Annotated in this window: 20 protein-coding genes; 6 read left to right on the forward strand and 14 right to left on the reverse strand. The window is 63.5% G+C overall.

The features are described from left to right. The first annotated feature begins 42 nt into the window (after positions 1 to 42). The 4 genes from BVU99_RS21160 (at position 43) to BVU99_RS21175 (ending at position 2,451) form a co-directional block, all read left to right on the forward strand. Complete coding sequence (locus BVU99_RS21160; RefSeq protein ID WP_099816750.1) at positions 43 to 1,278, forward strand: FAD-dependent oxidoreductase; 1,236 nt, start codon at positions 43 to 45, stop codon at positions 1,276 to 1,278. 68 nt (positions 1,279 to 1,346) lie between these two features. Then, positions 1,347 to 1,607: a type II toxin-antitoxin system Phd/YefM family antitoxin gene (locus tag BVU99_RS21165; protein WP_016928576.1), complete on the forward strand. Its 261-nt coding sequence runs from the start codon at positions 1,347 to 1,349 to the stop codon at positions 1,605 to 1,607. Continuing rightward, positions 1,567 to 1,914, forward strand: a complete 348-nt coding sequence (locus tag BVU99_RS21170) for a type II toxin-antitoxin system RelE/ParE family toxin (RefSeq protein ID WP_049203897.1) — start codon at positions 1,567 to 1,569, stop codon at positions 1,912 to 1,914. The genes BVU99_RS21165 and BVU99_RS21170 overlap by 41 nt, the downstream gene beginning before the upstream one ends. Before the next feature lie 24 nt (positions 1,915 to 1,938). Further along, the gene (locus BVU99_RS21175) at positions 1,939 to 2,451 is read left to right on the forward strand and encodes a GNAT family N-acetyltransferase (protein WP_099816749.1); all 513 of its coding nucleotides are present in this window, start codon (positions 1,939 to 1,941) and stop codon (positions 2,449 to 2,451) included. Positions 2,452 to 2,473: 22 nt separating this feature from the next. Here the strand turns inward: BVU99_RS21175 and BVU99_RS21180 are convergent, their stop codons facing one another. Continuing rightward, positions 2,474 to 2,986, reverse strand: a complete 513-nt coding sequence (locus tag BVU99_RS21180; protein WP_004939438.1) for a DUF2165 family protein — start codon at positions 2,984 to 2,986, stop codon at positions 2,474 to 2,476. 134 nt (positions 2,987 to 3,120) lie between these two features. Between BVU99_RS21180 and BVU99_RS21185 the strand changes: the two genes are divergently transcribed. After that, positions 3,121 to 3,384 (forward strand): type II toxin-antitoxin system ParD family antitoxin, encoded by a 264-nt coding sequence (locus BVU99_RS21185; RefSeq protein ID WP_004939442.1) that lies wholly within the window; start codon positions 3,121 to 3,123, stop codon positions 3,382 to 3,384. Further along, on the forward strand, positions 3,369 to 3,668 hold the full coding sequence (locus BVU99_RS21190) for a type II toxin-antitoxin system RelE/ParE family toxin (protein ID WP_049295232.1): 300 nt from the start codon (positions 3,369 to 3,371) through the stop codon (positions 3,666 to 3,668). The genes BVU99_RS21185 and BVU99_RS21190 overlap by 16 nt, the downstream gene beginning before the upstream one ends. Before the next feature lie 7 nt (positions 3,669 to 3,675). Here the strand turns inward: BVU99_RS21190 and urtE are convergent, their stop codons facing one another. The 13 genes from urtE to phnD form a co-directional block, all read right to left on the reverse strand. Then, a complete protein-coding gene (gene urtE / locus BVU99_RS21195) occupies positions 3,676 to 4,374 on the reverse strand; it encodes an urea ABC transporter ATP-binding subunit UrtE (protein WP_046686646.1) in 699 nt (232 codons plus the stop codon). A 12-nt stretch (positions 4,375 to 4,386) separates the two neighbouring features. Beyond that, on the reverse strand, positions 4,387 to 5,193 hold the full coding sequence (gene urtD, locus BVU99_RS21200; RefSeq protein ID WP_015377102.1) for an urea ABC transporter ATP-binding protein UrtD: 807 nt from the start codon (positions 5,191 to 5,193) through the stop codon (positions 4,387 to 4,389). Beyond that, positions 5,190 to 6,266 carry an urea ABC transporter permease subunit UrtC gene (urtC, locus tag BVU99_RS21205; protein WP_025302022.1) on the reverse strand — a complete coding sequence of 359 codons (1,077 nt, stop codon included), beginning with the start codon at positions 6,264 to 6,266 and terminating at the stop codon, positions 5,190 to 5,192. Before urtC ends, urtD begins: the two co-directional genes overlap by 4 nt. Beyond that, positions 6,266 to 7,846: an urea ABC transporter permease subunit UrtB gene (gene urtB / locus BVU99_RS21210; protein ID WP_099816748.1), complete on the reverse strand. Its 1,581-nt coding sequence runs from the start codon at positions 7,844 to 7,846 to the stop codon at positions 6,266 to 6,268. The genes urtC and urtB overlap by 1 nt, the downstream gene beginning before the upstream one ends. 56 nt (positions 7,847 to 7,902) lie before the next feature. Then, positions 7,903 to 9,171 (reverse strand): urea ABC transporter substrate-binding protein, encoded by a 1,269-nt coding sequence (gene urtA, locus BVU99_RS21215; RefSeq protein ID WP_049203893.1) that lies wholly within the window; start codon positions 9,169 to 9,171, stop codon positions 7,903 to 7,905. Positions 9,172 to 9,206: 35 nt separating this feature from the next. Beyond that, the gene (locus BVU99_RS21220) at positions 9,207 to 9,917 is read right to left on the reverse strand and encodes a GntR family transcriptional regulator (RefSeq protein WP_049203931.1); all 711 of its coding nucleotides are present in this window, start codon (positions 9,915 to 9,917) and stop codon (positions 9,207 to 9,209) included. 14 nt (positions 9,918 to 9,931) lie between these two features. Further along, positions 9,932 to 13,552, reverse strand: a complete 3,621-nt coding sequence (gene uca / locus BVU99_RS21225; protein WP_099816786.1) for an urea carboxylase — start codon at positions 13,550 to 13,552, stop codon at positions 9,932 to 9,934. A gap of 2 nt (positions 13,553 to 13,554) precedes the next feature. Then, the gene (gene atzF, locus BVU99_RS21230; protein ID WP_099816747.1) at positions 13,555 to 15,384 is read right to left on the reverse strand and encodes an allophanate hydrolase; all 1,830 of its coding nucleotides are present in this window, start codon (positions 15,382 to 15,384) and stop codon (positions 13,555 to 13,557) included. A 223-nt stretch (positions 15,385 to 15,607) separates the two neighbouring features. Further along, positions 15,608 to 18,175, reverse strand: coding sequence for a putative mucin/carbohydrate-binding domain-containing protein (locus tag BVU99_RS21235; RefSeq protein ID WP_099816746.1), 2,568 nt, complete (start codon positions 18,173 to 18,175; stop codon positions 15,608 to 15,610). A gap of 177 nt (positions 18,176 to 18,352) precedes the next feature. Then, a complete protein-coding gene (locus BVU99_RS21240; RefSeq protein WP_004939471.1) occupies positions 18,353 to 18,817 on the reverse strand; it encodes a DUF1456 family protein in 465 nt (154 codons plus the stop codon). Positions 18,818 to 19,048: 231 nt separating this feature from the next. After that, entirely contained in the window at positions 19,049 to 19,948 is a 900-nt protein-coding gene (gene phnE, locus BVU99_RS21245) for a phosphonate ABC transporter, permease protein PhnE (RefSeq protein ID WP_025302015.1), read from the reverse strand. Further along, complete coding sequence (gene phnE / locus BVU99_RS21250) at positions 19,945 to 20,808, reverse strand: phosphonate ABC transporter, permease protein PhnE (protein ID WP_019454695.1); 864 nt, start codon at positions 20,806 to 20,808, stop codon at positions 19,945 to 19,947. The genes phnE (BVU99_RS21245) and phnE (BVU99_RS21250) overlap by 4 nt, the downstream gene beginning before the upstream one ends. A 78-nt stretch (positions 20,809 to 20,886) precedes the next feature. Further along, complete coding sequence (phnD, locus tag BVU99_RS21255) at positions 20,887 to 21,819, reverse strand: phosphonate ABC transporter substrate-binding protein (RefSeq protein ID WP_019454696.1); 933 nt, start codon at positions 21,817 to 21,819, stop codon at positions 20,887 to 20,889. Positions 21,820 to 21,849 lie beyond the last annotated feature (30 nt).

The following is a 21,849-nucleotide window of genomic DNA, read 5'->3' on the forward strand; positions in this document are numbered from 1 at the left end:
TGCGGCTCGCGGGATGCGGGCCGCTCTCCGGGGTCAACCGTCATGTCGTCATCACCAATCACACCTTACGCCACCACCTGCTGCATCGTGGGGGGCGGCCCCGCCGGGCTGATGCTCGGCTATCTGCTGGCGCGGGCGGGGATCGACGTGACGGTGCTGGAGAAGCACGCCGACTTCCTGCGCGATTTTCGCGGTGACACCATTCACCCATCGACGCTGGAAGTCATGCACCAACTGGGCCTGCTCGACGAACTGCTGACGTTGCCGCACCAGCGTGCGGAGTCTCTGCACGCCGAAGTCGCCGGGCGCGACATCAAGCTGGCGGATTTCACCCGCCTGCCGACGCGCTGCAAATTTATCGCCTTTATGCCGCAGTGGGAGTTCCTCAACTTTTTGGCCCAGCAGGCCGCCGCCTTCCCCAACTTCAGGCTGCTGACCTCAACGCAGGTTCACCAGCTGCTGTACGACCGCGGCCATGTGTGCGGCGTGCTGGCCGACACGCCGGAAGGCCCGATCCGCGTGCGCAGCCAGTTGGTGATCGGCACCGACGGCCGCAACTCGGTGGTGCGCGAACAGGCGGCGCTCAGCAGCCGATCCTTCGGCGCGCCGCGCGACGTAGTGTGGATGAAGCTCAGCAAGCAGCCGGGCGATCCGGCCTGGTCGATGGGCCACACCGGGCCGAAACAGAACTTCATCATGATCGATCGCGGCGACTACTGGCAGTGCGGTTATTCGATCGACAAAGGCAGCTTCGATGCGATCCGCCACAGCGGGCTGGAGAAATTTTTACTGCACCTCGCCGAGGTGACGCCATTCCAGGACGATCGCCTGCAGGAGATCGTCGAGTGGGATCAGGTCAAACTGCTGAGCATTCGCATCGATCGTCTGGATCGCTGGGCCAAACCGGGGGTGCTGTGCATCGGCGACGCCGCGCACGCCATGTCGCCGATCGGCGGCGTGGGCGTCAACCTGGCGATTCAGGACGCGGTGGCCGCCGCCAACGCCCTGATCCCGCCGCTGCGCCAGCATCGGCTGCAGCTGAAGCATCTGCTGAGCGTGCAGCGCCGGCGCGAACTCCCCACTCGCGCCATCCAGTTTTTGCAGATCAAAATGAGCCAGCGCAAGCCGGGCGAACGCCGCGCGGCGGGCGGCTCGCGCTTGATCGCCCGCGTCGGCAACAGCCGCTGGCTGCCGCGCCTGTTCGGCCGCATCATCGGCCTGGGTTTTCGCCGTGAAACGCCGCGGCATCTGTCCAACGAAACCTGCCCGCCGGAATAGCATTGGTGATTTTTTCATCGCGCCGTATAATGGTTAAATCGAACGATTTAATTAACTGGAGCGATTAAATGTACGCACTCACCGCGAACGAGGCCAAAACCCAATTCGGCGATTTGCTGCTCAAGGCGCAGCGTGAACCGGTGCAAATCAATCGCAACGGCAAACCGGTCGCCGTCGTCATGTCTGTAGAAGATTACCAGGCGCTGGAAGATCTCAAATTAAGCGCACTGCAGCAAAAAATCGCGCAGGCTACCGCCGAGGAAGACGCCGGTAAGGCGGTAGACGGCGATGCCTTCTTCAACCGTCTGCTCACCGATGAAACAGACTGAGATGCCCGCGTTTCGCCTCACCCCGCAGGCCCAACAAGATCTGCTGGCTATTCGTCATTTCACCATCGAGCACTGGGGCCAAGCGCAATCTCGCCGCTATCTTGAGCAGTTGAGAGAGGTCATGCATCATTTGGCAGATATGCCGGAAGCGGGTAAAGCTCACTTCCACGATCTGGGCGAAGAGATACGCAGTTTTCCTTACGCCAGCCATAGGATCTACTACCGCAACCGCCCTGCCGGCATCACCGTTCTCGCCATTCTGCATCAGGCGATGGTGCCTCACCGGCATCTGGAACAACGGCTGTAATTTTTCTTACTCAAAGGGGCACTGATGTTCACCGTTCGTCAGGCATTGCTGGAAGATTTAACCCTGGTGCGCGATATCGGCATCCGCACCTACCGCGCCCACTTCGGTGAGCTGTGGCACTACCCGCACGAGCTGGAGGCCTTTTTGGCCGAGGATTTTTCCGTCTCCGCGCTGGAACAGACGCTGCGCGATCCCGACGTGTGCTGTCTGTTGGCCTATGAGAATGACGCCCTCGTCGGCTATGCGCGGCTCAACGTCGACAGCCTGCTGGCGCCAACGCAAACCCGTGGCGCAGAGCTGCAGAAAATCTATTTCCTGCCGGGCCATGCCGGCAATGGCTATGGCCAGCGCCTGTTCGAACAGGTGCAACAGCGGGCCATCGAGCGCCGGCAAAAGACGCTGTGGCTGGAGGTGCTGCAACGCAACACCGGCGCCCAACGCTTTTATCAGCGCCAGGGATTGAGCATTTGTGGCGAGACCTGCTACACCAGCGCCCAGGGCTCGATAGGCATCTGGTATATGAGCAAGGCGCTGTAACCGCGCCCCGCTCCGCCGTCGTTTAGCGCGGCTCCCGCTGCAGCATCAGGAACAGCAAGGCAAACGCATTGGGCGCCAGGTAGATCAGCGCCCCCAGCTGCACCGCCAGCGGATCCTTCTTGGCCTGCCAGGCCATAAACCAGTCGCCGGCGACCACCATAAAACCGACGCCCCACACCGCAATTGCGCAAAGCGCCCCCAGCATCGCCCAGGCTTTGCCCTTGGCGAAGGCGGCGTAAGGGCCTTTCAATCGCCCGATCATCAGCACCACGCCCGCGGCCGCGAATAGGCCGGCCAGCGTTTCCAGCGTGGTGATGACCGCCAACCCCAACATGCAGGCCCAGTCGGCGCGGATCGCGCGCCACATCAGCCCCGGCGTTTGATAAGTATCCTGCATGGCAAGCAGCGGCCCCACTGCATTGCGCGCGGTGCCGGCGAAATCCGCCGTATTGTTCAACAGGCTGAACAGCCCCCACAGAGCCGGAAACAGAGACAGGACGATGCAACCGAGGCGTGACACAGTGATTTCGTTCATGGTTATCCTTAATGAATAAACGGGTGGCTCCCGTCCTCATGACGGGACCGCTATTGAGATCCTGATAGTTTGACGTGCACAATGTAAGAACTAATCTTACAATGACGCAGCATAGCCGAAAGTGAGGAGGAACAATGGGCAGAACACTAACGGTAGATCTGGGTGACGAACTGCGTAGCTTCGTCGAAGACCTGGTGGCCAGCGGCGATTACCGAACGCCCAGCGAAGTCATCCGCGAATCCGTGCGCACTTTGCGCGAACGTACCGCCGCCTCAAAACTGGAAGAGCTTAGGCGCTTGATCGCCGAAGGAGAGAACAGCGGCGAAGCCGTCGAATGGGATCGTGATGTGTTCATGGAAAGAATACGGAGCAAAGCAAAAGGATGCGCAGGAGAGTAACCGTTCGTCCAAAAGCGTTGGACGATATGGAAGAGATCTATTTTTACGGGTTGGCGCACTTTGGCTTGCAGGTGGCCGAAGATTATCTGCGCCGCCTGCATCAGGCTTTCGATAACCTTAGCCACCACCAACTCGGCAGAAACATCGATGCAATCGGCCCCGGCCTATGGGTATTGCCCGTCGCCAACCACCTGATTTATTTTCGACAGCACAGGCGGGAGGTGAATATCATCAGAGTGCTGCATCATTCCCGCGATCCGCTCAGCCAATCCTTTTTCAGCTGACCCAACGTTAAATCGCCACCAGCGCGCGGACGCCGTCCTGTTCCATAGCGCTGCCGGCGCCGCGCTGCACGATGCTGCCGCGCGACATCACCAGATAGCTATCCGCCAGGTCGGCGGCGAAGTCATAGAACTGCTCCACCAGCAGGATCGCCATATCGCCCCGCGCCGCCAGCTGTTTGATCACCGCGCCGATCTCCTTGATCACCGAAGGTTGGATCCCTTCCGTCGGTTCGTCGAGGATCAACAGCTGCGGCCGGCAGGCCAGCGCCCGGCCAATCGCCAGCTGCTGTTGCTGCCCGCCGGAGAGATCGCCGCCGCGCCGATCCTTCATCTGCCGCAGCACCGGAAACAGTTCATAGATCGGATCCGGCACCGCGCGCGCGTCGGCGCCGGAAAAACGCGCCAGCCCCATCAGCAGATTTTCCTCCACCGTCAGGCGCGGAAAAATCTCCCGCCCCTGCGGCACATAGGCGATACCCGCCTGCACACGCTGATGCGGCTTTTTACCGGTGATGGTTTCGCCCCGCCAACGGACGCTGCCGCTGCGCGCCGGGATCAGCCCCATCAGGCATTTCAGCAGCGTGGTCTTGCCCACGCCATTGCGCCCCAGCAGGCAGGTCACCTCGCCGATGCGCGCCTCGAACGACAGGCCGCGCAAAATGTGGCTGCCGCCGTAATACTGATTCAATTCCTCTACCTGCAGCATGATTACGCCTCCTCAGCGCCCCAGATATACCTCAATCACCCGTTCATCGGCCTGCACCTGCGCCAGCGATCCTTCCGCCAGCACCTGTCCCTGATGCAGCACCGTCACGCGATCGGCAATGGTTTCCACAAACCCCATGTCGTGCTCCACCACCATCAGCGAATGCTTGCCCGCCAGCTCGCGGAACAGTTCGGCGGTGTAGTCGGTTTCAGCGTCGGTCATGCCGGCCGCCGGCTCGTCGAGCAGCAGCAGGTGCGGCTCCTGCACCAGCAGCATGCCGATCTCGAGAAACTGTTTCTGCCCGTGGGACAGCAGCCCGGCGGGCCGGTGGCGCTCATGCCCCAGCCGCAGGGTCTTCAGCATCTCGTCGATGCGGTCGCGCTGCTCGCTGCTTAGGCGGGCGCGCAGGCAGGCCCACACCGACTTGCGGGTTTTCTGCGCGATCTCCAGATTTTCGAACACCGTCAGCGCCTCGAACACCGTCGGTTTTTGAAACTTGCGGCCGATGCCGGCGTGGGCGATCTGCATCGGCGCCAGCCGGGTCAGATCGACGGTCTGATCGTAAAACACCCTGCCGCTGTCCGGCCGGGTTTTGCCGGTGATCACATCCATCAGCGTGGTCTTGCCGGCGCCGTTGGGGCCGATCACGCAGCGCAGTTCGCCGACGCCAATGCGCAACGACAGATCGGTCAGCGCGCGAAAACCGTCGAAGCTGACGTTGACGTTGTCGAGCTGCAGCACCGGATCGGTTTGCTGCCGGTATTTGTCCGCCGGCAGCGGATGAGTAAACAGTTCGTCGGTCACTTGCATCGCCTTCATGAGCTTTTCCTCCGACGTAGCAGGCCAATCACTCCTTTCGGGAGAAACAGCGTGACGACGATAAACATCAGGCCGAGGAAAAACTGCCAGTATTCAGGAATGGCCATGGTGAACCAGCTCTTGGCGCCGTTGACGATGCCGGCGCCGAGCAGCGGCCCCACCAGGGTGCCACGCCCGCCGAGCGCCACCCAGATGGCAGCCTCGATCGAGTTGGTCGGCGACATTTCGCCGGGGTTGATGATGCCGACCTGCGGCACATAGAGCGCGCCGGCCAGCCCGCACAGCACCGCCGACAGCGTCCAGACGAACAGCTTGAAGCCCTTCGGATCGTAGCCGCAGAAGGTCAGGCGGTTTTCCGCATCGCGCACCGCGGTCAGCACCCGGCCGAACTTGCTGCGCGCCAGGGCAAAGCCGATGGCCAGGCTGGCGGCCAGCAGCAGCACCGTCGCCAGGAACAGCGCCACCCGCGTGCCGGCGGCGGTGATGGGAAAGCCGAGCAGCGTAGTGAAACCGGTAAAGCCGTTATTGCCGCCGAAGCCGGTCTCGTTGCGAAAGAACAGCAGCATGCCGGCATAGGTCAGCGCCTGGGTCATGATCGAGAAGTACACCCCTTTGATTTTCGAGCGAAAGGCGAAGTAGCCGAATAGAAAGGCCAGCAGGCCCGGCACCAACACGATCAGGCACAGCGCCCAGGCGAAATGCTGGGTGCCGCTCCAGAACCACGGCAGCTCGTTCCAGGAGAGGAACGCCATAAACGCCGGCAGCCCGTCGCCCGCCGCCTGCCGCATCAGGTACATGCCCATGGCGTAGCCGCCGAGCGCGAAGAATAGCCCGTGGCCGAGCGACAGCAGCCCGGCATAGCCCCACACCAGATCGAGCGCCACCGCCACCACCGCGTAGCACAGGATCTTGCCCGCCAGCGTCAGGGTATAGGTGGACACCGCCAGCGGATGATCCGCCGGCAACAACGTCATGAACGGCATCACCAGCAGCGCCAGCAATGCCAGCCCGCCGATGCTCAACGCCAGCCGGGGCGCTTTCTGCACGCCGGTTACGGTCAATGGTTGGCTCATCAGTCAATCACCCTGCCCTTAAGGGCGAACAGCCCCTGCGGACGCTTTTGAATAAACAGAACGATCAGCACCAGGATCAGGATCTTGCCCAACACGGCGCCGATCTGCGGCTCGAGGATCTTGTTGACGATGCCGAGGCCGAAGGCCGCCGCCACCGTCCCCGCCAGCTGGCCGACGCCGCCGAGTACCACCACCAGGAACGAATCAATGATGTAACCTTGCCCCAGCTCCGGCCCAACGTTGCCCAACTGCGACAGCGCCACCCCGCCGAGCCCGGCGATGCCGGATCCCAACCCGAAGGCCAGCATGTCCACCCGCCCGGTGGGCACGCCGCAGCAGGCCGCCATCGCGCGGTTTTGCGTCACCGCGCGCACGTTCATGCCGAGCCGGGTTTTGTTCAGCAGCAGCCAGGTCAACGCCAGCACCAGCAGCACGAACACGATCACCGCGATGCGGTTCCACGGCAGCACCAGGTTCGGCAACAGCTGCACCCCGCCCGACAGCCACGCCGGGTTGGCGACCTCGACGTTCTGCGCGCCGAACAGCACCCGCACCAGCTGGATCAGCACCAGGCTGATGCCCCAGGTGGCCAGCAGGGTTTCCAGCGGCCGGCCGTACAGGTGGCGGATCACCGTACGCTCAAGCGCCATGCCGATCCCGGCGGTGATGGCGAACGCCACCGGCAGCGCCGCCAGCGGGTAGAGCGCCAGCCACTGCGGCGCAAATTGCTGAAACAACCCCTGCACCAGATAGGCGGAATAGGCGCCGAGCATCAGCATTTCGCCGTGCGCCATATTGATGACGCCGAGCAGGCCGTAGGTGATCGCCAGGCCGAGCGCCGCCAACAGCAGGATCGAGCCGAGCGACAGGCCGCTGAACGCCTGGCCGAGCAGATCGCCGATCATCAGGCGGTGCTGCACGCGCTGCAGGCTGCGCTGCGCCTCGGCGCGCACCGCGGCGTCCGGCTCATTGGCCGCGTCGGTCAACGCCTGCAGCCGCGCGCGGGTTTCCGGCTCGCCCGATTCCCCCAGCAGCCGCACCGCATTGAAGCGCACCTGCGGGCTGGCGTCGGCCAATTGCAGGTTCGCCAGCGCAATGCTCAGCGCGTCGCGTACCTGCGGGTCTTTCTCCTGCGCCAGCCGCCGGGTCAACAGCGGCAACTGCTCGCCCTGCGCCTCGCGCTGCAGCGCGGTCGCCGCCTGCAGCCGCACCGCCGCGTCCGCGCTGACCAACCGCTGCGCCGACAACGCGTTGGCAATCAGAATGCGCAGCCGGTTGTTCAGCCACACTTTCTTCGGCTCGCCAACCGGGGCCGCCTCACCTTCAAGCGGCAGATAGCGGTCGCCCTGGCGGATAAAGGCGCGCTTCGCCTCGTCGATCGCCACGGTTTCCTGCTGCAGCCCCTGCAGCAGCGGCAGGCGCGCGGCGTCCGGCTCGGCCGCCCACGCCTGCAGCAGTTTGGCCTGCTGCGCGCGATTGGCCGCCGCGAACTCATCGGCCGGCCCGGCCTGCGCCAGCAGGGGCCAGGCGCACAGCAGCCACAGCCCGGCGCGCAGAGAGGATAAAAACGGAGATTGCATCAGCTGCCTCTTCTGTTGGGCCGGCGCGCGTCGAGCCGCGCCGGCGCTGAGTGACGTTACTTGCCGCCTTTCACCGGATAATCCGGTTTTTTGTCGTTGCCGGCGATATACGGACTCCACGGCTGCGCGCGCACCGGCGCTTCGGTCTGCCACACCACGTTGAACTGCCCGTTGCCCTCGATTTCGCCGATCATCACCGGTTTGTGCAGGTGGTGATTGGTCTTGTCCATGGTCAGCGTGAAGCCCGACGGCGCGGCGAAGGTTTGCCCGGCCATCGCCGCGCGCACCTTATCGACGTCGGTAGTGCCGGCTTTTTCCACCGCCTGCGCCCACATGTGGAGGCCGATGTAGGTGGCTTCCATCGGATCGTTGGTCACCGCGGTGGCGTAATTCGGCAGATTGTGCGCCTTGGCGTAGGCTTTCCACTGGCTGACAAACTGTTTGTTGGTCGGGTTATCCAGCGATTCGAAGTAGTTCCAGGCCGCCAGGTTGCCCACCAGCGGCTTGGTGTCGATGCCGCGCAGCTCCTCCTCGCCGACCGAGAAGGCGATCACCGGCACGTCGGTGGCCTTGACGCCCTGGTTGGCGAGTTCTTTGTAGAACGGCACGTTGGAATCGCCGTTGATGGTGGAGATCACCGCGGTATTGCCGCCGGCGGCGAACTTCTTGATGTTGGCGACGATGGTCTGGTAATCGCTGTAGCCGAACGGCGTATAGACCTCTTCGATATCCTTGTCCTGCACGCCTTTGCTGTGCAGGAAGGCGCGCAGGATCTTGTTGGTGGTGCGTGGATAGACGTAATCGGTGCCCAACAGGAAGAAGCGCTTGGCGCCGCCACCGTCCTCGCTCAGCAGGTATTCCACCGCCGGGATCGCCTGCTGGTTCGGCGCCGCGCCGGTGTAGAACACGTTCGGCGACATCTCTTCGCCTTCGTATTGCACCGGATAGAACAGCAGGCCGTTCAGCTCCTCAAACACCGGCAGCACCGACTTGCGCGACACCGAAGTCCAGCAGCCAAACACCGCCGCCACCTTGTCCTGGCTCAGCAACTGGCGCGCCTTTTCGGCGAACAGCGGCCAGTTGGAGGCCGGATCCACCACCACCGGCTCCAGCTTTTTGCCGAGCACCCCACCTTTGGCGTTGATCTCGTCGATGGTCATCAGCGCCACATCCTTCAGCGGCGTCTCGGAAATCGCCATGGTGCCAGAGAGCGAACTCAGAATACCGACCTTGATGGTGTCGGCGGCCTGCGCGCTCCAGGCCAGGCCCAGGCCGACAGCGGCGGCGGACAGCGCAAAAGCTTTGATAAAACGACGACGTTGCATAGTTCAAACTCCTGATGTGTGTGAAATCAAAATCGTTACGCCGAGCGCGCAGGCTGCTGAGCCCGCGCCTGGTGCAACATGTGCAGCGTTATTTTTCGCACTTCTGCCTTGCTGACGGCGATATGCTCGCCGAGCAGCGTTTGCGCCTCCCCGCTTTGCCGCCGCAGGATCGCCTGCAAAATGGCGGCGTGCTCGCGGTAGGTGGCGTCCACCCGCGCCTGCTGGGTGAAATCCAGCCGGCGAATGATGCGGATCTTTTCGGTCAGCTCGCGGTGGATGCGCGCCATTTCGCCGTTGCCCGCCGCGGCCACCAACGCCTGATGAAACTGCTCATCGTGCTGCGACACCGCCTTGCCGTCCGCCAGACGCGGCGCTTCGGTCCAAAAACGGCTCAGTGCCGCCAGCGCGTCCGGCGTTTCCCCGGCCGGGCGTTCGCACAGCCGTTTCACCGCCTCTTGCTCCAACACGATGCGCAGGTCGTACAGCTCTTCGAAGTAGGCGAAGTCGAACGGCCGCACCTGCCAGCCGCTGCGAAACAGCACCTCGACATAGCCTTCACGCTCGAGTCGAAACAGCGCCTGGCGCACCGGCGTGCGGCTGGCCGCCATGCGCTGCGCCACGTCGCTTTCGCTGAAGCGATCGCCTGGCAGCAGGCGAAACTCGAAGATGTCGGCCTTGAGCTGCAGATAAATGCGCTCCGCCAGCCCCTCCGGCCGCGCCTTGTGCTCTCCGTTGGTGATTTGCATCATCGCTCCTCCGTTCAGACCGCCTTTTCCAGCCACAGCAGGGCGTCGCCCGGCCCGACCGGCCGCCCCTGCCGGCAGCTGATGCGTTTAACGATCCCGGCGCGCGGTGCGGTGACCGCCAGCTCCATTTTCATCGCCTCGACCACGATCAGCGGCTGCCCGGCCGCCACCGCCTGCCCCGGTTCCACCAGGATCTTCCACACGCTGCCGTTCAGATCGGCGCTGACCAGATCACCGTCGATGGCGTCTTCTTCCTCCGGCGGCAACAGCTGCGCCTCGGCCTCGTCGTCATCGCTGCGCCAGCGCGCCACTTCGGCGCTGAACGCCTGCTGCTGGCGATGCTGGAAGTCGGCGATCGCCCCGGCGTTGTCGGCCAGGAAACGGGTGTAGGCGGCGAAGTCGAATTCGCTCTCTTCGATGCGCACCTGCATGCGCCCTTCACGGAACGCTTCGCGCTGCTCGTCCAGTTCTTGCTCGCTGACCGGGTAGAAGCGCACCTGATCGAAGAAGCGCAGCAGCCAGGGCTCACCGGCGGTGAACTGCGGGTTTTTGAGGAATTTGTTCCAGATCGGCAGCGTGCGCCCCACCAGCTGGTAACCGCCCGGCGAATCCATGCCGTAGATGCACATGTACATGCCGCCGATGCCGACCGTCCCTTCGGCGGTGTGGGTGCGCGCCGGGTTGTATTTGGAGCTCAGCAGGCGATGGCGCGGATCGAGCGGCACCGCGCAGGGCGCGCCGAGGTAGACGTCGCCCAGCCCGAGGATCAGGTAGCTGGCGTCGAACAGAATGTCGCGCACCTGCTCGCGTCGGCTCAGGCCATTGATGCGCTGAATAAAATCGACGTTGTTCGGCAGCCAGGGCGCCGAGGCGCGCACCGTCTGTTGATAGCGATCCACCGCCCCCAGCGTGGCCGAATCCTCAAACGCCATCGGCAGCCACACGGTGCGCGTCGGCACCTTCAGGCGGCTGACGTCCCCCAGCGCCCGTTCGCGCGCCAGCAGGCGCTGCAGCAGGTCGGCCTGGCTAATCTGCCGGCTGTCGTAGCGGATCTGCAGCGAACGCACGCCCGGCGCCAGCTCCGCCACGCCCGGTATCGCCCCCTCACGCAGCGACTGCATCAGCAGATGAATGCGCAGCCGCAGCGCCAGATCGAGCACGTTGTCGCCGTACTCCATCAGGATGTAGCCGTCCCCCGCCTGGCGATACGCCACCGCCGGGCGCCCTTCCGCCGCCGGCAGCGCCGCCAGCACCGCGGCGGAAACGCTATCCGCCGGGGCCAGATCCGGCGGCGGCAGGGTGATGGCCTTCACCGCCGCCAGCGCTTCGATGCTGCCGAGCTGCGCCTGCTCCAGCGACTGCGCCTGCCGGAAGCCGATCGGATGGAAACGGATGCGGTCGCCCGGCTTCACCTGCCCCACTTTCCACAGTTCGGCCTTGGCGATGGTCACCGGGCAGACGAAGCCGCCAAGGCTCGGCCCGTCGCGGGTCAGGATCACCGGGAAGTCGCCGGTGAAGTTGATGGCGCCGATGGCGTACTCGCAGTCGTGCACGTTGGAAGGATGCAAACCGGCCTCGCCGCCGTCCTCCCGCGCCCACTCGGGCTTTGGCCCCGACAGGCGCACCCCGAGGCGGTTGGAGTTGTAATGCACCTGCCAGTCGGTGGCGAAAAAGGCCTCTATCGATTCAGCGGTGAAAAAGTCCGGCGCGCCGTGCGGCCCGTACAGCACGCCGATGTGCCATTGATCGCCGTAGTGCGGGATCAGGCTGTCGTCCATCGCCTGCGGCGCGGCGATCGGCGCCGGCGTAGTGCTGGCCGCCAGCGCCGGTTGGGCGATCGCCAGCATGTCCGCCACCCGCAAGGTGCGCCCGGCGTGGCCGCCGAACTGGCCCAGCGCGAAGGTGGAGCGGCTGCCGAGATACACCGGCACGTCAAAGCCGTTGCGTACCGCCAGATAGGTGCGGCAGCCTTGCGTGGCGCGCCCCAGCGTCAATACCTGCCCGGCCCGCACCGCGATCGGCCGCCAGTAGGCGACCGCCTCGCCATCCAGATCGGCCGGGCAGCTCGCGCCCGTCAGCGCGAGGGTGGCGTCGCAGTGAAAGCGCAGCGTCGGCCCCTGCAGGGTAAACTCCAACCCGGCGGCCGCCGGGTGGTTGCCGACGATGCGGTTGGCCAGCCGAAACGCGAAGTCGTCCATCGGGCCGGACGGCGGCACGCCGATGTCCCAATAGCCGAGGCGGCCGGGATAATCCTGCACGCTGCTGTAGGTACCGGGTTGCAGCACTTCGAGGCAGTGCGGCTGGAAACGCACATCGTCCAGCAGTCGCGTCCAGACGTCGCCGCGCTGAAATTGCGGCGTGGCGATCACCTGCCGCAGATAGTCGAGGTTGGTGGCGATGCCGTGCAAACGGGTCGCCGCCAACGCCACGCGCAATTTTTCCAGCGCCTGCGCCCGATCGGCGCCGTGCACGATCAGCTTGGCGATCATCGGGTCGTAAAACGCCGACACTTCGCTGCCGGTCGCCACCCACCCGTCGAGGCGCACGTCGTCAGGGAAATGCACCTCGGTCAGCACGCCGGGGCTGGGCTGGAAGTTTTTCAGCGGATCTTCGGCGTAGAGGCGCACCTCGATCGCCGCGCCCTGCGGCGCGCGCTGCAACGCCGCCCAATCCAGCGCGTCGCCCGCCGCCACCTGCAGCATGCATGCGATCAGATCCAGGCCGGTGACCATTTCGGTGACCGGGTGCTCGACCTGTAAGCGGGTGTTCACTTCCAGGAAATAAAACTCGTCGCGCGCGGCGTCATAGATAAATTCTACGGTGCCGGCGCTGCGGTAATTCACCGACTCGCCCAGCGCCACCGCCGCCCGGTGCAGCGCCTGGCGGGTCGCCGCCGGCAGATGCGGCGCCGGGGTTTCCTCCACCACCTTTTGGTTGCGCCGCTGCAGCGAACAGTCGCGCTCGCCGAGCGCCGCCACCCGCCCCTGGCCGTCGCCGAAAATCTGCACCTCGACGTGGCGCGCCCGATCGACGAAGCGTTCGATAAAGGCGCCGGCGTCGCGGAAGAACTGCTCTCCCAGCCGTTTGACGCTGTCGTACGCGTCGCGCAGCGCCGCCTCGTCGTCACAGCGCGTCAGACCGATGCCGCCGCCGCCGGCGGTGCTTTTCAGCATCACCGGGTAGCCGATGCGTGCGGCGGCGGCAACCGCCTGCTCAACGCTCTCCAGCAAGCCGGTGCCCGGCGTCATCGGCACCCCGGCCAACGCCGCCAGCTCGCGCGCCCGGTGCTTGAGGCCGAACTCGCGCATCTGCGCCGCCGTCGGGCCGATAAAGGCGATGCCCGCCGCTTCGCAGGCGTCGGCAAACTCGGCGCTCTCGGACAAAAAGCCGTAGCCGGGGTAGATCGCCTGCGCGCCGGTGGCCGCGGCCGCCGCGAGGATCTTGTCGATGCGCAGGTAGCTGTCGGCGGCCTTGTCGCCGCCAAGCGCCACCGCCCTGTCGGCCTCGGCGACGTGCGGCGCATTGCGGTCGGCGTCGGAATAGACCGCCACGCTGGTTACGCCCAGGCGTTTCAGGGTGCGAATGGCGCGGCAGGCGATTTCGCCGCGGTTAGCGATCAGTACGGTAGTAAACATGTTCATGCCCCCTTAACGCTGGCGAGATAGTCGCGCCAGCCGCCAAACTCAGTGATATCCGTCGCGTCTTCCAGCGCCCAGGCTTCGCAGATAAACCCCTTCACCCGCCGGCCGTCCGCCAGCAGCAGCGTGCCGATGCCCAATGGCGCCGGAATTTCCGCCACAAACTCGCCGAAACGGGCCAGCGGGATGTCCCACAGCTCAACGCGGATCGCCGCCCCCTGCGCCGCGCGCGCCAGCCCCGGCTTCGGCGGCTCGGTATCGGCCAGCGCATACAGGCGATAGCAGGGGGCGGTAGCGGTTTGCTCCACCTGCACCGCGTCGCGCTGTGTCAGCTGGACGTTGAGCGGCATGCCGCTAAGGTGAGCGCCCACTACCGCCAGACGCACGTGCCCTGTGGACGGCGCAGGCACAGGCTGCGGCGGCAATGCCCGGCCGATAGCGCCGAGCGGCAAGGCGCTTTGCCGTTGCCAGCGCAGGCCAAACGCCGCCAACGCCCGGTCATGCCAGGCGGGCGCAATCAGGGTGATGCCCGCCGGTAGACCGTCTTCGCGCTGCGGCCCCGGCAGCGCCAGCGCGCTCAGATCGGCCAGGTTGGTGAAATTGGTGTAAGTGCCGAATTGCGAATTGAACAGCACCGGCTCCTGCGCCATCTCCGCCAGGGTGCGGATAGTGGGCGCGGTCGGCACCACCAGCGCGTCGAACGGCGCCAGCCGCTGGGCGATTTGCCGCGCCAGCTCGGCGCGCAGGTATTCCGCCTTGTAGGCGTCGCAGGCGCTGTAGCCGAGGCCGTTGCCGACGATGCCGCGCACCACCGGATCGATGGCCTGCGGGCTCGCTTCCAGCACCTGCTCAATGGCTACCGTGCGCTCCGCCACCCAGGGGCCGTAATACAGCTGTTCCGCCAGAGTGCGAAACGGCGCGAAATCGAGGGGTTCCAGCGTCGCGCCGCCCGCCTGCAGCTGCGCCAGCGCACGGTGAAACGCCCGCTCGGCCTGAACGTCGCCGAAAAACTCCAGCTGGGCGGGAACGGCGAAACGCGGTGCGGCGGGGATATCCGCCGGCGCGGTATGCGGATCGGGGCGGGAATACGGGTCTGCCGCGTCAAACCCGCTCGCCAACTCCGCCACCTGCGCGGCGTCGGCCACGGTCAGCGCGAAGACCGACACCGTATCGTTCAACCGACAGGCCGGCACCACGCCGCGGTTGGACAACCGCCCCTTGGTCGGCTTCAGCCCGACGATGTTGTTGAACCCGGCGGGCACGCGCCCCGAACCGGCGGTGTCGGTGCCGAGCGCGAACGGCACCAGGCCGCGTGCCACCACCGAGGCGGAGCCGGAGCTGGAACCGCCGCTGACGTAGCGGCTGTCGAAGCTGTTGACCACCGCGCCATACGGTGAGCGAGTGCCCACCAACCCGGTAGCGAACTGGTCGAGGTTGGTTTTACCGAGGGCGATCGCCCCGGCGGCGCGCAGGCGGGCGACCACGGTGGCGTCCGCCGCGGCCTGATAGGTGAACGCCGGGCAGGCGGCGCTGGTCGGCCAGCCGCCGACGTCGATATTGTCTTTGATGGCGAAGGGCACGCCGAACAGCGGCAGGCGGCTGAGATCGCCAGCGACCGCCTCGAGCCTCTGTGCCAGCTGCCGATACTGCTGCTCGCGCTGCGCCGGCGTGGCGAGATACAGCCAGGCGTTATCGTCTGGGTTCAGCCCGGCGACCAGCGTTTCGATCGTCGCACTGACGCAGGCAAGGCGCTCGCCCGCCGGGCGGGTTTGGTAATGGTGTTGCCATTCACTGAGGGTAAAACCGCACGCTACAACAGATTCGCTCATCGACTGAATTCCATCTGGTACACAAGATGGGATTCAACAGAGCAACCGGCGTGCCAATTTTTAATCTCATGATTTCAATAAATTATAATTAAAACTTATGACGACGAAGGTGAACGGCCTGCACCAGCGGCGCGCAGCGGGAGAACAAAAAGAGTGCAATAAGGGGATGATGCAGAGGAAAAAACGGGGCGACGACACTCGCCGCCCCGAAGGCCGATGGGGATCAATCCTTGATGCGTTTCAAACCGACCGGCGTAATGCAGTAGGTCTGTTGCTTGCCCTTCTCCGCCAGCCGCAGGTGCTGCATTTCGTTGACGATCGCCAGGCGGCTGTCCGGCTCTTCATGCCGCAGATGAATCACTTCACCGCCGTAGCCTGACAACGGCAACACCCAGGTTTTGGCCGGTTGATTCTGGCTGCCGATGACGTCGTAGCTGAGCAAGACGTTGCCGTCCGCATCCGTCACGCTGAGGAAGGCGTAGCTGTCGGCAAAGTAGTGGTGAGCAATCCCCGCCGCCAGCGTGACGGTAACGGTTTTCTTCACCAGATCGATGGCGCCGGTCAGGAACTGGCGATCGCCAATCCCTTTGCACGCCACGGTAAACGCATTGCCGACGTTAGCGCCCGGCGGCGTATTGTCGGCCGGCAGGCAATCCCGATAGGTCGCCAACAGTGACTCGCGCTGCGGCTCGGCAAAGGCGCCGATCGCCAGATAAATATCGTCCTTGAACGACGACGATGGCGCATAGTAAGCCGGCAACAGGCGACGCAAACGCTGCGCCGCCTGTTCCAGGCGCGCCAGCAGCGCCTGTTCGGGATCGCCGGGCAACGCCGGGTTTTTCAGCCCGCTTGTTTCGATGCGCAGTACGTTGGTTTTGTTTTTGTTATCGATGACGCCGGCCGCCGCCGGATTCAAACGCACCCGGCTCGGCTCCACATGGTAAATCTCGATGTCATCGCCCTCGGCAAACGGCAGCTCGTCATGACTTAACGTAGCCTGAGTGCCCTGAATCTCCTTGCTGAAGCGCACCGCGCCCTGCCGATCGCGCAGCGTCACCCGGGCATAGGTTTCACCGGGGAAGTAGGCGTGCGGCGTGGTGCTGGTCACGTCAACCACCACCGCTCCTTTGGCGCGATCGACGACCACGGTGGCGAAGACCGCATCGCTCAGGCCCAACAGAGTGATCTCCTGCGAAACGATCGGCGAAGCGGCTTTGCGCTCGAAGCGAAGCGTCACCGCGTTCTTCCCCTGCTTCACCGTCAGGTAACCCGCCGTCGGCCGATATTTACGATCTTTACCGGTCGGCAACCGCAAGGTATACACGCCGATCGGCAGCGCAGTCAGCGCCAGGGTCGGCGCATCGATACGGACTTTGTGGGCATAGCGCGCCCCTTCCATCAGGATCAGGTCTTCACCGTAGATCTGCGCAAAGTCATCGATATCCAGACTCAGGGTGACGTCGCCTTTCAGCCCGCTGGCCTTGAGCTGGCAAGAATCGACCAGCCGCAGCGAGGAATCCAGCTTCAGCTGTGCCTGCACCACCGGCAGACTCTGCGCGTCCACCAGTTGATACAGCGGATACACCGCCTTGGCGTGGCTGAACGCGTTGCGGTCGCGCTGCGCTTGGGTGATCACGCCGCCGGTCAGCTCGACGAACGGCGTCACGTCGATTTGCTCGCCGGCTGCGGCGAAGCTTGCCGACAGCAGATCCAGCAAGGCATGTTCCGACGGCACGAAACCCGCCGTGTTGCAGCTTTGGCGATACTGCTGATTAAAGTGCGTGAAGGCGTTCTTGCCTGCCTTGTCGACCATCAGCATCGCGAAGAACAGCTTGGAGCGCAGATCCCACTGGTTGAGTGGCGTGCCCTGCGCGATCAGATCGATGATTTTCTTCTCGACGCCGGCCGCGTTGCCGTAGTTATACAGCCACCCCTCCTGGTATTTACGTTCCCCCAGCATCACGTCCTGATAGCAAGCGGCATAAATATTGTTCCACATCTCACCGGTGGAGAAATATTTGTCGCCCATAAAGTGCCCCTGATAGCCGTGCGCGATCTCATGCAGGCTGCCCCAGTTGCTGTCTTTCGGCGTCAGCCAGAAGCTGCTGACCGAGCTGCTGGTTTCCGCCGTCCAGCGGCCGCCGTAATACGCGGCGCCGGCGCCGTGTTTATCGGCCTTCATAAAGTAGCGGTTGCGAATATTGCGATCGGATTCGTGTTCAGCCTCGAACGAGACGCCGGTCAGCGCATTGTAGAAGGTGAAAATGCGATCGTAGTAGGCGATCAGTCCGTCGATGTTTTTCGCTTCGCCCAGTGACTTCAGCGCCGGTTTACTGATTTTCGGCACCAGCAACACCGCGTATTCCGCATCGATCAGGGCAAACTCGGCGTCCCGATCGTCCCAGCGGGCAAAGAACGCGGCTTCGTTTTCGCCACGGCGATAAACCGGCAACGCTTTCGCCGTGTCCGGGTGCTCGAACTCCAGCACCGGCTCGCCCTGCCCATACGGCGTATCGATGAACGGCACCGAGACGGCATTGACCTGGGCCTCGACCCAGCTCGCGCCGACGCTGAATTCCGCCTCCGTTTTGCTGTCGTCATTCAGCAAGCGCAGCGTTAACTTGCCGGTAAACGCCGCGTTGGTCTGGCGCACTCGCAGCACTTGCCCGGCGGCGAGAATGACGCCCAGGTGCTGGCGATCGTGATCGATGCCTTTGCTCATGCCTGCCGCATCCAGCCAGACTGGCCGGGTCAACGTGTAAAGTGATTGGGTTTTCGTGATGGTTGGCATCCTGCTTTCCTCATGGTTTGGGTGATTGAATTGACCATGAAAAAGTAACCGGACGGGCGGCCCGCCCACCATCGATGGCGAATGGCTGAGGGCCTGTACAACAACGGCGGGCGGGAGAGCGGCAATAAAAAAGGCGCAACCTTGCGATTGCGCCTGAGGCTCGGTGAACGCTGCGCGTTACTCGCCGCGAACGCGCTGCGCCAACCCTTTGAGGAAGTAGCGCAGCATCTGATCGCCGCACGGGCGGTAGTTCTTGGTGCCTTCTTTGCGGAACAGCGCGCTCAGCTCCGGCTTGGAGATGCGGAAGTCCACCGCGGTGAAGATCTGGTGCATGTCAGTGTCTTTCAGCTCGAACGCCACGCGCAGCTTTTTCAGCACCAGGTTATTGGTGATTGGCAGCTCAACCGCCGGCGCCGGGAACTTGTCGTCCTTACCGCGCTTGAAGAACACCAGGCCGTTGAGGAAGTGCGCCATCACTTCGTCCGGGCACTTTTCATAGCCCGGCTCGCCTTCTTTGATCACGTAAGCGTCCATCGCCGACACCGCCACCTCGAAATCGTCCAGTTTGATAATCTCGACCATTTTGGCGTTGTTAATGCTCAGCATATAGCGCACGCTGCGCAGCACGTCGTTGTTCATCATGGGATTGCATTGCCTTTACTTGTCTAACGGGGACGTGCGCATTGTAAAAAAATGCCCCATACCCAAAATAGTTGGAGTTGCATCGCGGCGGCAAATTTGTAAGCCCCCGGAGCATAGTTAACTATGTGACCGGGGCGCGCAAATGCAGCCAACAAAGAGGCAGCTCCAAGTATGACGGGTATGGCCGCACACCTTGAATGTGCGGCAGTATAGGGATCGGCAAGGGGTTTCTCAATCGATTTGGCTTTTTTGCTGATACAGCGGGATGTCTTCGCCGATGATGTACTTGTTGCGCAGCATCGACGAGACCTTGTCCATGATCATCACCACCACCACCAGGATCAGGGTGATGAACATCACCACGTCCCAGTTCCACAGCCGCATATTCTCCGCGTACACCAGGCCGATGCCGCCGGCGCCGACGAAGCCCAGCACCGCCGCAGAGCGGGTGTTGGACTCGATCTGGTACAGGCTGAGCGCCAGGAAGGTGGGGAACGATTGGGTGAAGATGCCGTAGCGGTGCTTCTGCAACCCGTTGGCGCCCACCGCCGTCAGGCCGCGGCTGGGGGACTTGTCCACCGCCTCGTGCCCTTCGGCGTACAGTTTGCCCAGCAGCCCGACGTCCTGCATCACGATCGCCAACACCCCGGCCAGCGGCCCCATGCCGACGGCGCGCACGAAGATCAGCCCCCAGATCGCCATGTCGATACCGCGCAGCACGTCCAGCAAGCGACGCACCAGCACGGAGATCGGCCGCAGCAGCGGCGTCGACATCACGTTGCGCGCGGCGAAAAACGACAGCGGCAGCGCGATCAGCGACGCGGTAATGGTGCCGGCGAACACGATGGCGATAGTAATGCCGATCTGCTGGAAATAGTACATGAACGGCCAGTTGGCGAAGTCGTGCCAGACGAACATGCGCAGGAAATAGCGCCCCAGCTGCTGGCAACCGTTGATAAACTGCGGCCAGCTAATGCCGAAGACCAGGAAGAAGAACACGTAATACAGCACGATCGCCAGCGCGATCAGGCCGACGGTGCGCAGGTAGCGCCCCTGCTGCGCGAAGATTGCCGGATGCTGCTGTTTCAACTGGCGCAGCGTTTCCGCCGATGCCGGAGTGCCCGCTATCATTTTGCCCCCTCCACCACGCGCTTACGCAGCTCGCCCGACACGTAGTCGAGCACGGAAACCACCACGATGATCAGCAGCAGCGTCATGCTGACCTGATCGTAGCGGTCGAGTTTAATGTTGGTCATCAGCTCCTGGCCGATGCCGCCCGCCCCCACCAGCCCCAAAATGGTCGACTGACGGAAGTTGATCTCCAGCCGCATGAAGCTGTAGGAGAGAAACACCGGCTTCACCTGCGGCCACAGGCCGAAGCGCATGCGCTGCAGCGGCGTGGCGCCGCAGGCCGCCAGCCCGCGCACCGGTTTATTGGAGGCGGTTTCGATCGACTCGTAGAACAGCTTGGTCAGGCTGCCGATGGTGTGCAGCGCCAGCGCCAGGAAGCCGGGAATGGCACCGATGCCGAACGCCATCACGAACATCACCGCCCACGCCAGCTCCGGCATGGTGCGCAAAAACGCCACCAGCGTGCGGATCGCCAGCCGCACCGAGGCCGGGGTATAGGTGTTGCCGGCCGCCAGAAACGCCAGCACGGTCGCCACCAGCACCGAGAAAATGGTCGCCGCCAGCGCCAGCTGCAGGGTCTCCCAGATCAGCGGCAGCTGAATATTCAGGCGGTAACCCCAGTAGGCCAGCGAGCCCTCGGTGCGCCCGTCGGCGAACAGCAAATGCCAATGCAGCGTCGGAATGGTTTCGGCCAGGTAGTCGAAGAAATGCGGAATAGACACCCAGACGGTGTGCAGGTTGAACTCGGCAAGGTTGCCGGCGCCCAGGTACAGCACCACCAGCCCGAGCGACCACAGCAGCGCTTCGCGCTTTTGCTTGCTGCGGATCCGTTGGTAATAGTGTGCGAAATCGGTATTCAAAAGAGGTCTTCCATCTTTATGGAACAAGGGGTTCAGCACGCTGAACCCCTTCATTCGGACGGCCTAGGCAGCCGGGAATTAACGGTCGCCTTTGGTCAGCTCGCGCTTCATATCGATGATGTTCTGGTATTCCGCCAGGGTGGTGTCGCCGATGTGCTGTTTGCCGCCCATTGCTTTGATAAAGCACTGGTGATCGTCTTTATCCAGCTTCTTGATGGCGGTGACCACTTTGGCCTTAAAGTCGGCCGGCAGCGAGTTGCTCACCAGGATCGGGCCGTTCGGGATCAGCGGCGACTGCCAGATGATGCGGATCTGCTTCATCAGGTCCGGGTGATCCATGCGGATCATGCGGGTGAACGCGCCGCTGGTGTAACCGGTATTGTAGTCGCCGATCATCGACGCCCAGGTCACCGCGCCTTCAAACTGGCCGTTCAGCACGCCGAGGATGTCCTGCTCGTGGCCGCCGGAGAAGGTGACGCTGGAGAAGGTGTTGTTGTATTTGTTGTCGACCGTGCCGCCGAACAGCTTTTTAAACGCCTGGTTCGGGATCAGGAAGCCGGAGGTGGAATCCGGATCGGCGAAGCCGATGGCCTTGCCCTTCAGATCTTCCAGTTTCTGGTACGGACTGCCGGCCTTCACCACCACCACCGAGTGGTAGCCGCGCGACTGGTCGACGTCGTCGACCGCGATGCCGACGATGTCCACCGCTTTCGGATCCTTGATGTAGACCGAAGCGAACGACGACGGCGACATGCTCAGCACCAGGTCAATCTTGCCGCCCAGTAGGCCCTGGATCACACCGGAATAGTCGGACGAGTTGCGCAGCTTGGTATCGACGTTCAGCTCCTTGTCCAGGAACTGCTTCACGCACTGGTTATCGCCGATCTGCTGGGTGGCGTTCTGGCCACCGAGAATGCCCAGGTTCAGCTCTTTCGGCGCATCCGCTGCGGCAGCATTAAATACCATCATCGCGCCGGCCATCAGGGTGGTCAGACTCAATACTTTTTTCATTAGGTGTGCCTTGTGTGTAAAGGGTAAAGG

The organism is Serratia sp. OLAL2 (assembly GCF_002752475.1).
Taxonomy (GTDB): Bacteria; Pseudomonadota; Gammaproteobacteria; order Enterobacterales; family Enterobacteriaceae; genus Serratia; species Serratia bockelmannii.

Excerpts from the sequence above, each read along its gene's own strand:
- BVU99_RS21240 (WP_004939471.1), bottom strand. The coding sequence starts at position 18,817 with ATGATGAACAACGACGTGCTGCGCAGCGTGCGCTATATGCTGAGCATT.
- BVU99_RS21170 (WP_049203897.1), top strand. The coding sequence starts at position 1,567 with ATGCCTTCTTCAACCGTCTGCTCACCGATGAAACAGACTGAGATGCCC.
- BVU99_RS21185 (WP_004939442.1), top strand. The coding sequence starts at position 3,121 with ATGGGCAGAACACTAACGGTAGATCTGGGTGACGAACTGCGTAGCTTC.
- BVU99_RS21235 (WP_099816746.1), bottom strand. The coding sequence starts at position 18,175 with ATGCCAACCATCACGAAAACCCAATCACTTTACACGTTGACCCGGCCA.
- urtC (WP_025302022.1), bottom strand. The coding sequence starts at position 6,266 with ATGAGCCAACCATTGACCGTAACCGGCGTGCAGAAAGCGCCCCGGCTG.
- phnE (WP_025302015.1), bottom strand. The coding sequence starts at position 19,948 with ATGATAGCGGGCACTCCGGCATCGGCGGAAACGCTGCGCCAGTTGAAA.
- BVU99_RS21220 (WP_049203931.1), bottom strand. The coding sequence starts at position 9,917 with ATGCAAATCACCAACGGAGAGCACAAGGCGCGGCCGGAGGGGCTGGCG.
- BVU99_RS21180 (WP_004939438.1), bottom strand. The coding sequence starts at position 2,986 with ATGAACGAAATCACTGTGTCACGCCTCGGTTGCATCGTCCTGTCTCTG.
- urtB (WP_099816748.1), bottom strand. The coding sequence starts at position 7,846 with ATGCAATCTCCGTTTTTATCCTCTCTGCGCGCCGGGCTGTGGCTGCTG.
- urtE (WP_046686646.1), bottom strand. The coding sequence starts at position 4,374 with ATGCTGCAGGTAGAGGAATTGAATCAGTATTACGGCGGCAGCCACATT.
- urtA (WP_049203893.1), bottom strand. The coding sequence starts at position 9,171 with ATGCAACGTCGTCGTTTTATCAAAGCTTTTGCGCTGTCCGCCGCCGCT.
- phnD (WP_019454696.1), bottom strand. The coding sequence starts at position 21,819 with ATGAAAAAAGTATTGAGTCTGACCACCCTGATGGCCGGCGCGATGATG.
- BVU99_RS21175 (WP_099816749.1), top strand. The coding sequence starts at position 1,939 with ATGTTCACCGTTCGTCAGGCATTGCTGGAAGATTTAACCCTGGTGCGC.
- uca (WP_099816786.1), bottom strand. The coding sequence starts at position 13,552 with ATGTTTACTACCGTACTGATCGCTAACCGCGGCGAAATCGCCTGCCGC.
- BVU99_RS21165 (WP_016928576.1), top strand. The coding sequence starts at position 1,347 with ATGTACGCACTCACCGCGAACGAGGCCAAAACCCAATTCGGCGATTTG.
- BVU99_RS21190 (WP_049295232.1), top strand. The coding sequence starts at position 3,369 with ATGCGCAGGAGAGTAACCGTTCGTCCAAAAGCGTTGGACGATATGGAA.
- BVU99_RS21160 (WP_099816750.1), top strand. The coding sequence starts at position 43 with ATGTCGTCATCACCAATCACACCTTACGCCACCACCTGCTGCATCGTG.
- urtD (WP_015377102.1), bottom strand. The coding sequence starts at position 5,193 with ATGAAGGCGATGCAAGTGACCGACGAACTGTTTACTCATCCGCTGCCG.
- atzF (WP_099816747.1), bottom strand. The coding sequence starts at position 15,384 with ATGAGCGAATCTGTTGTAGCGTGCGGTTTTACCCTCAGTGAATGGCAA.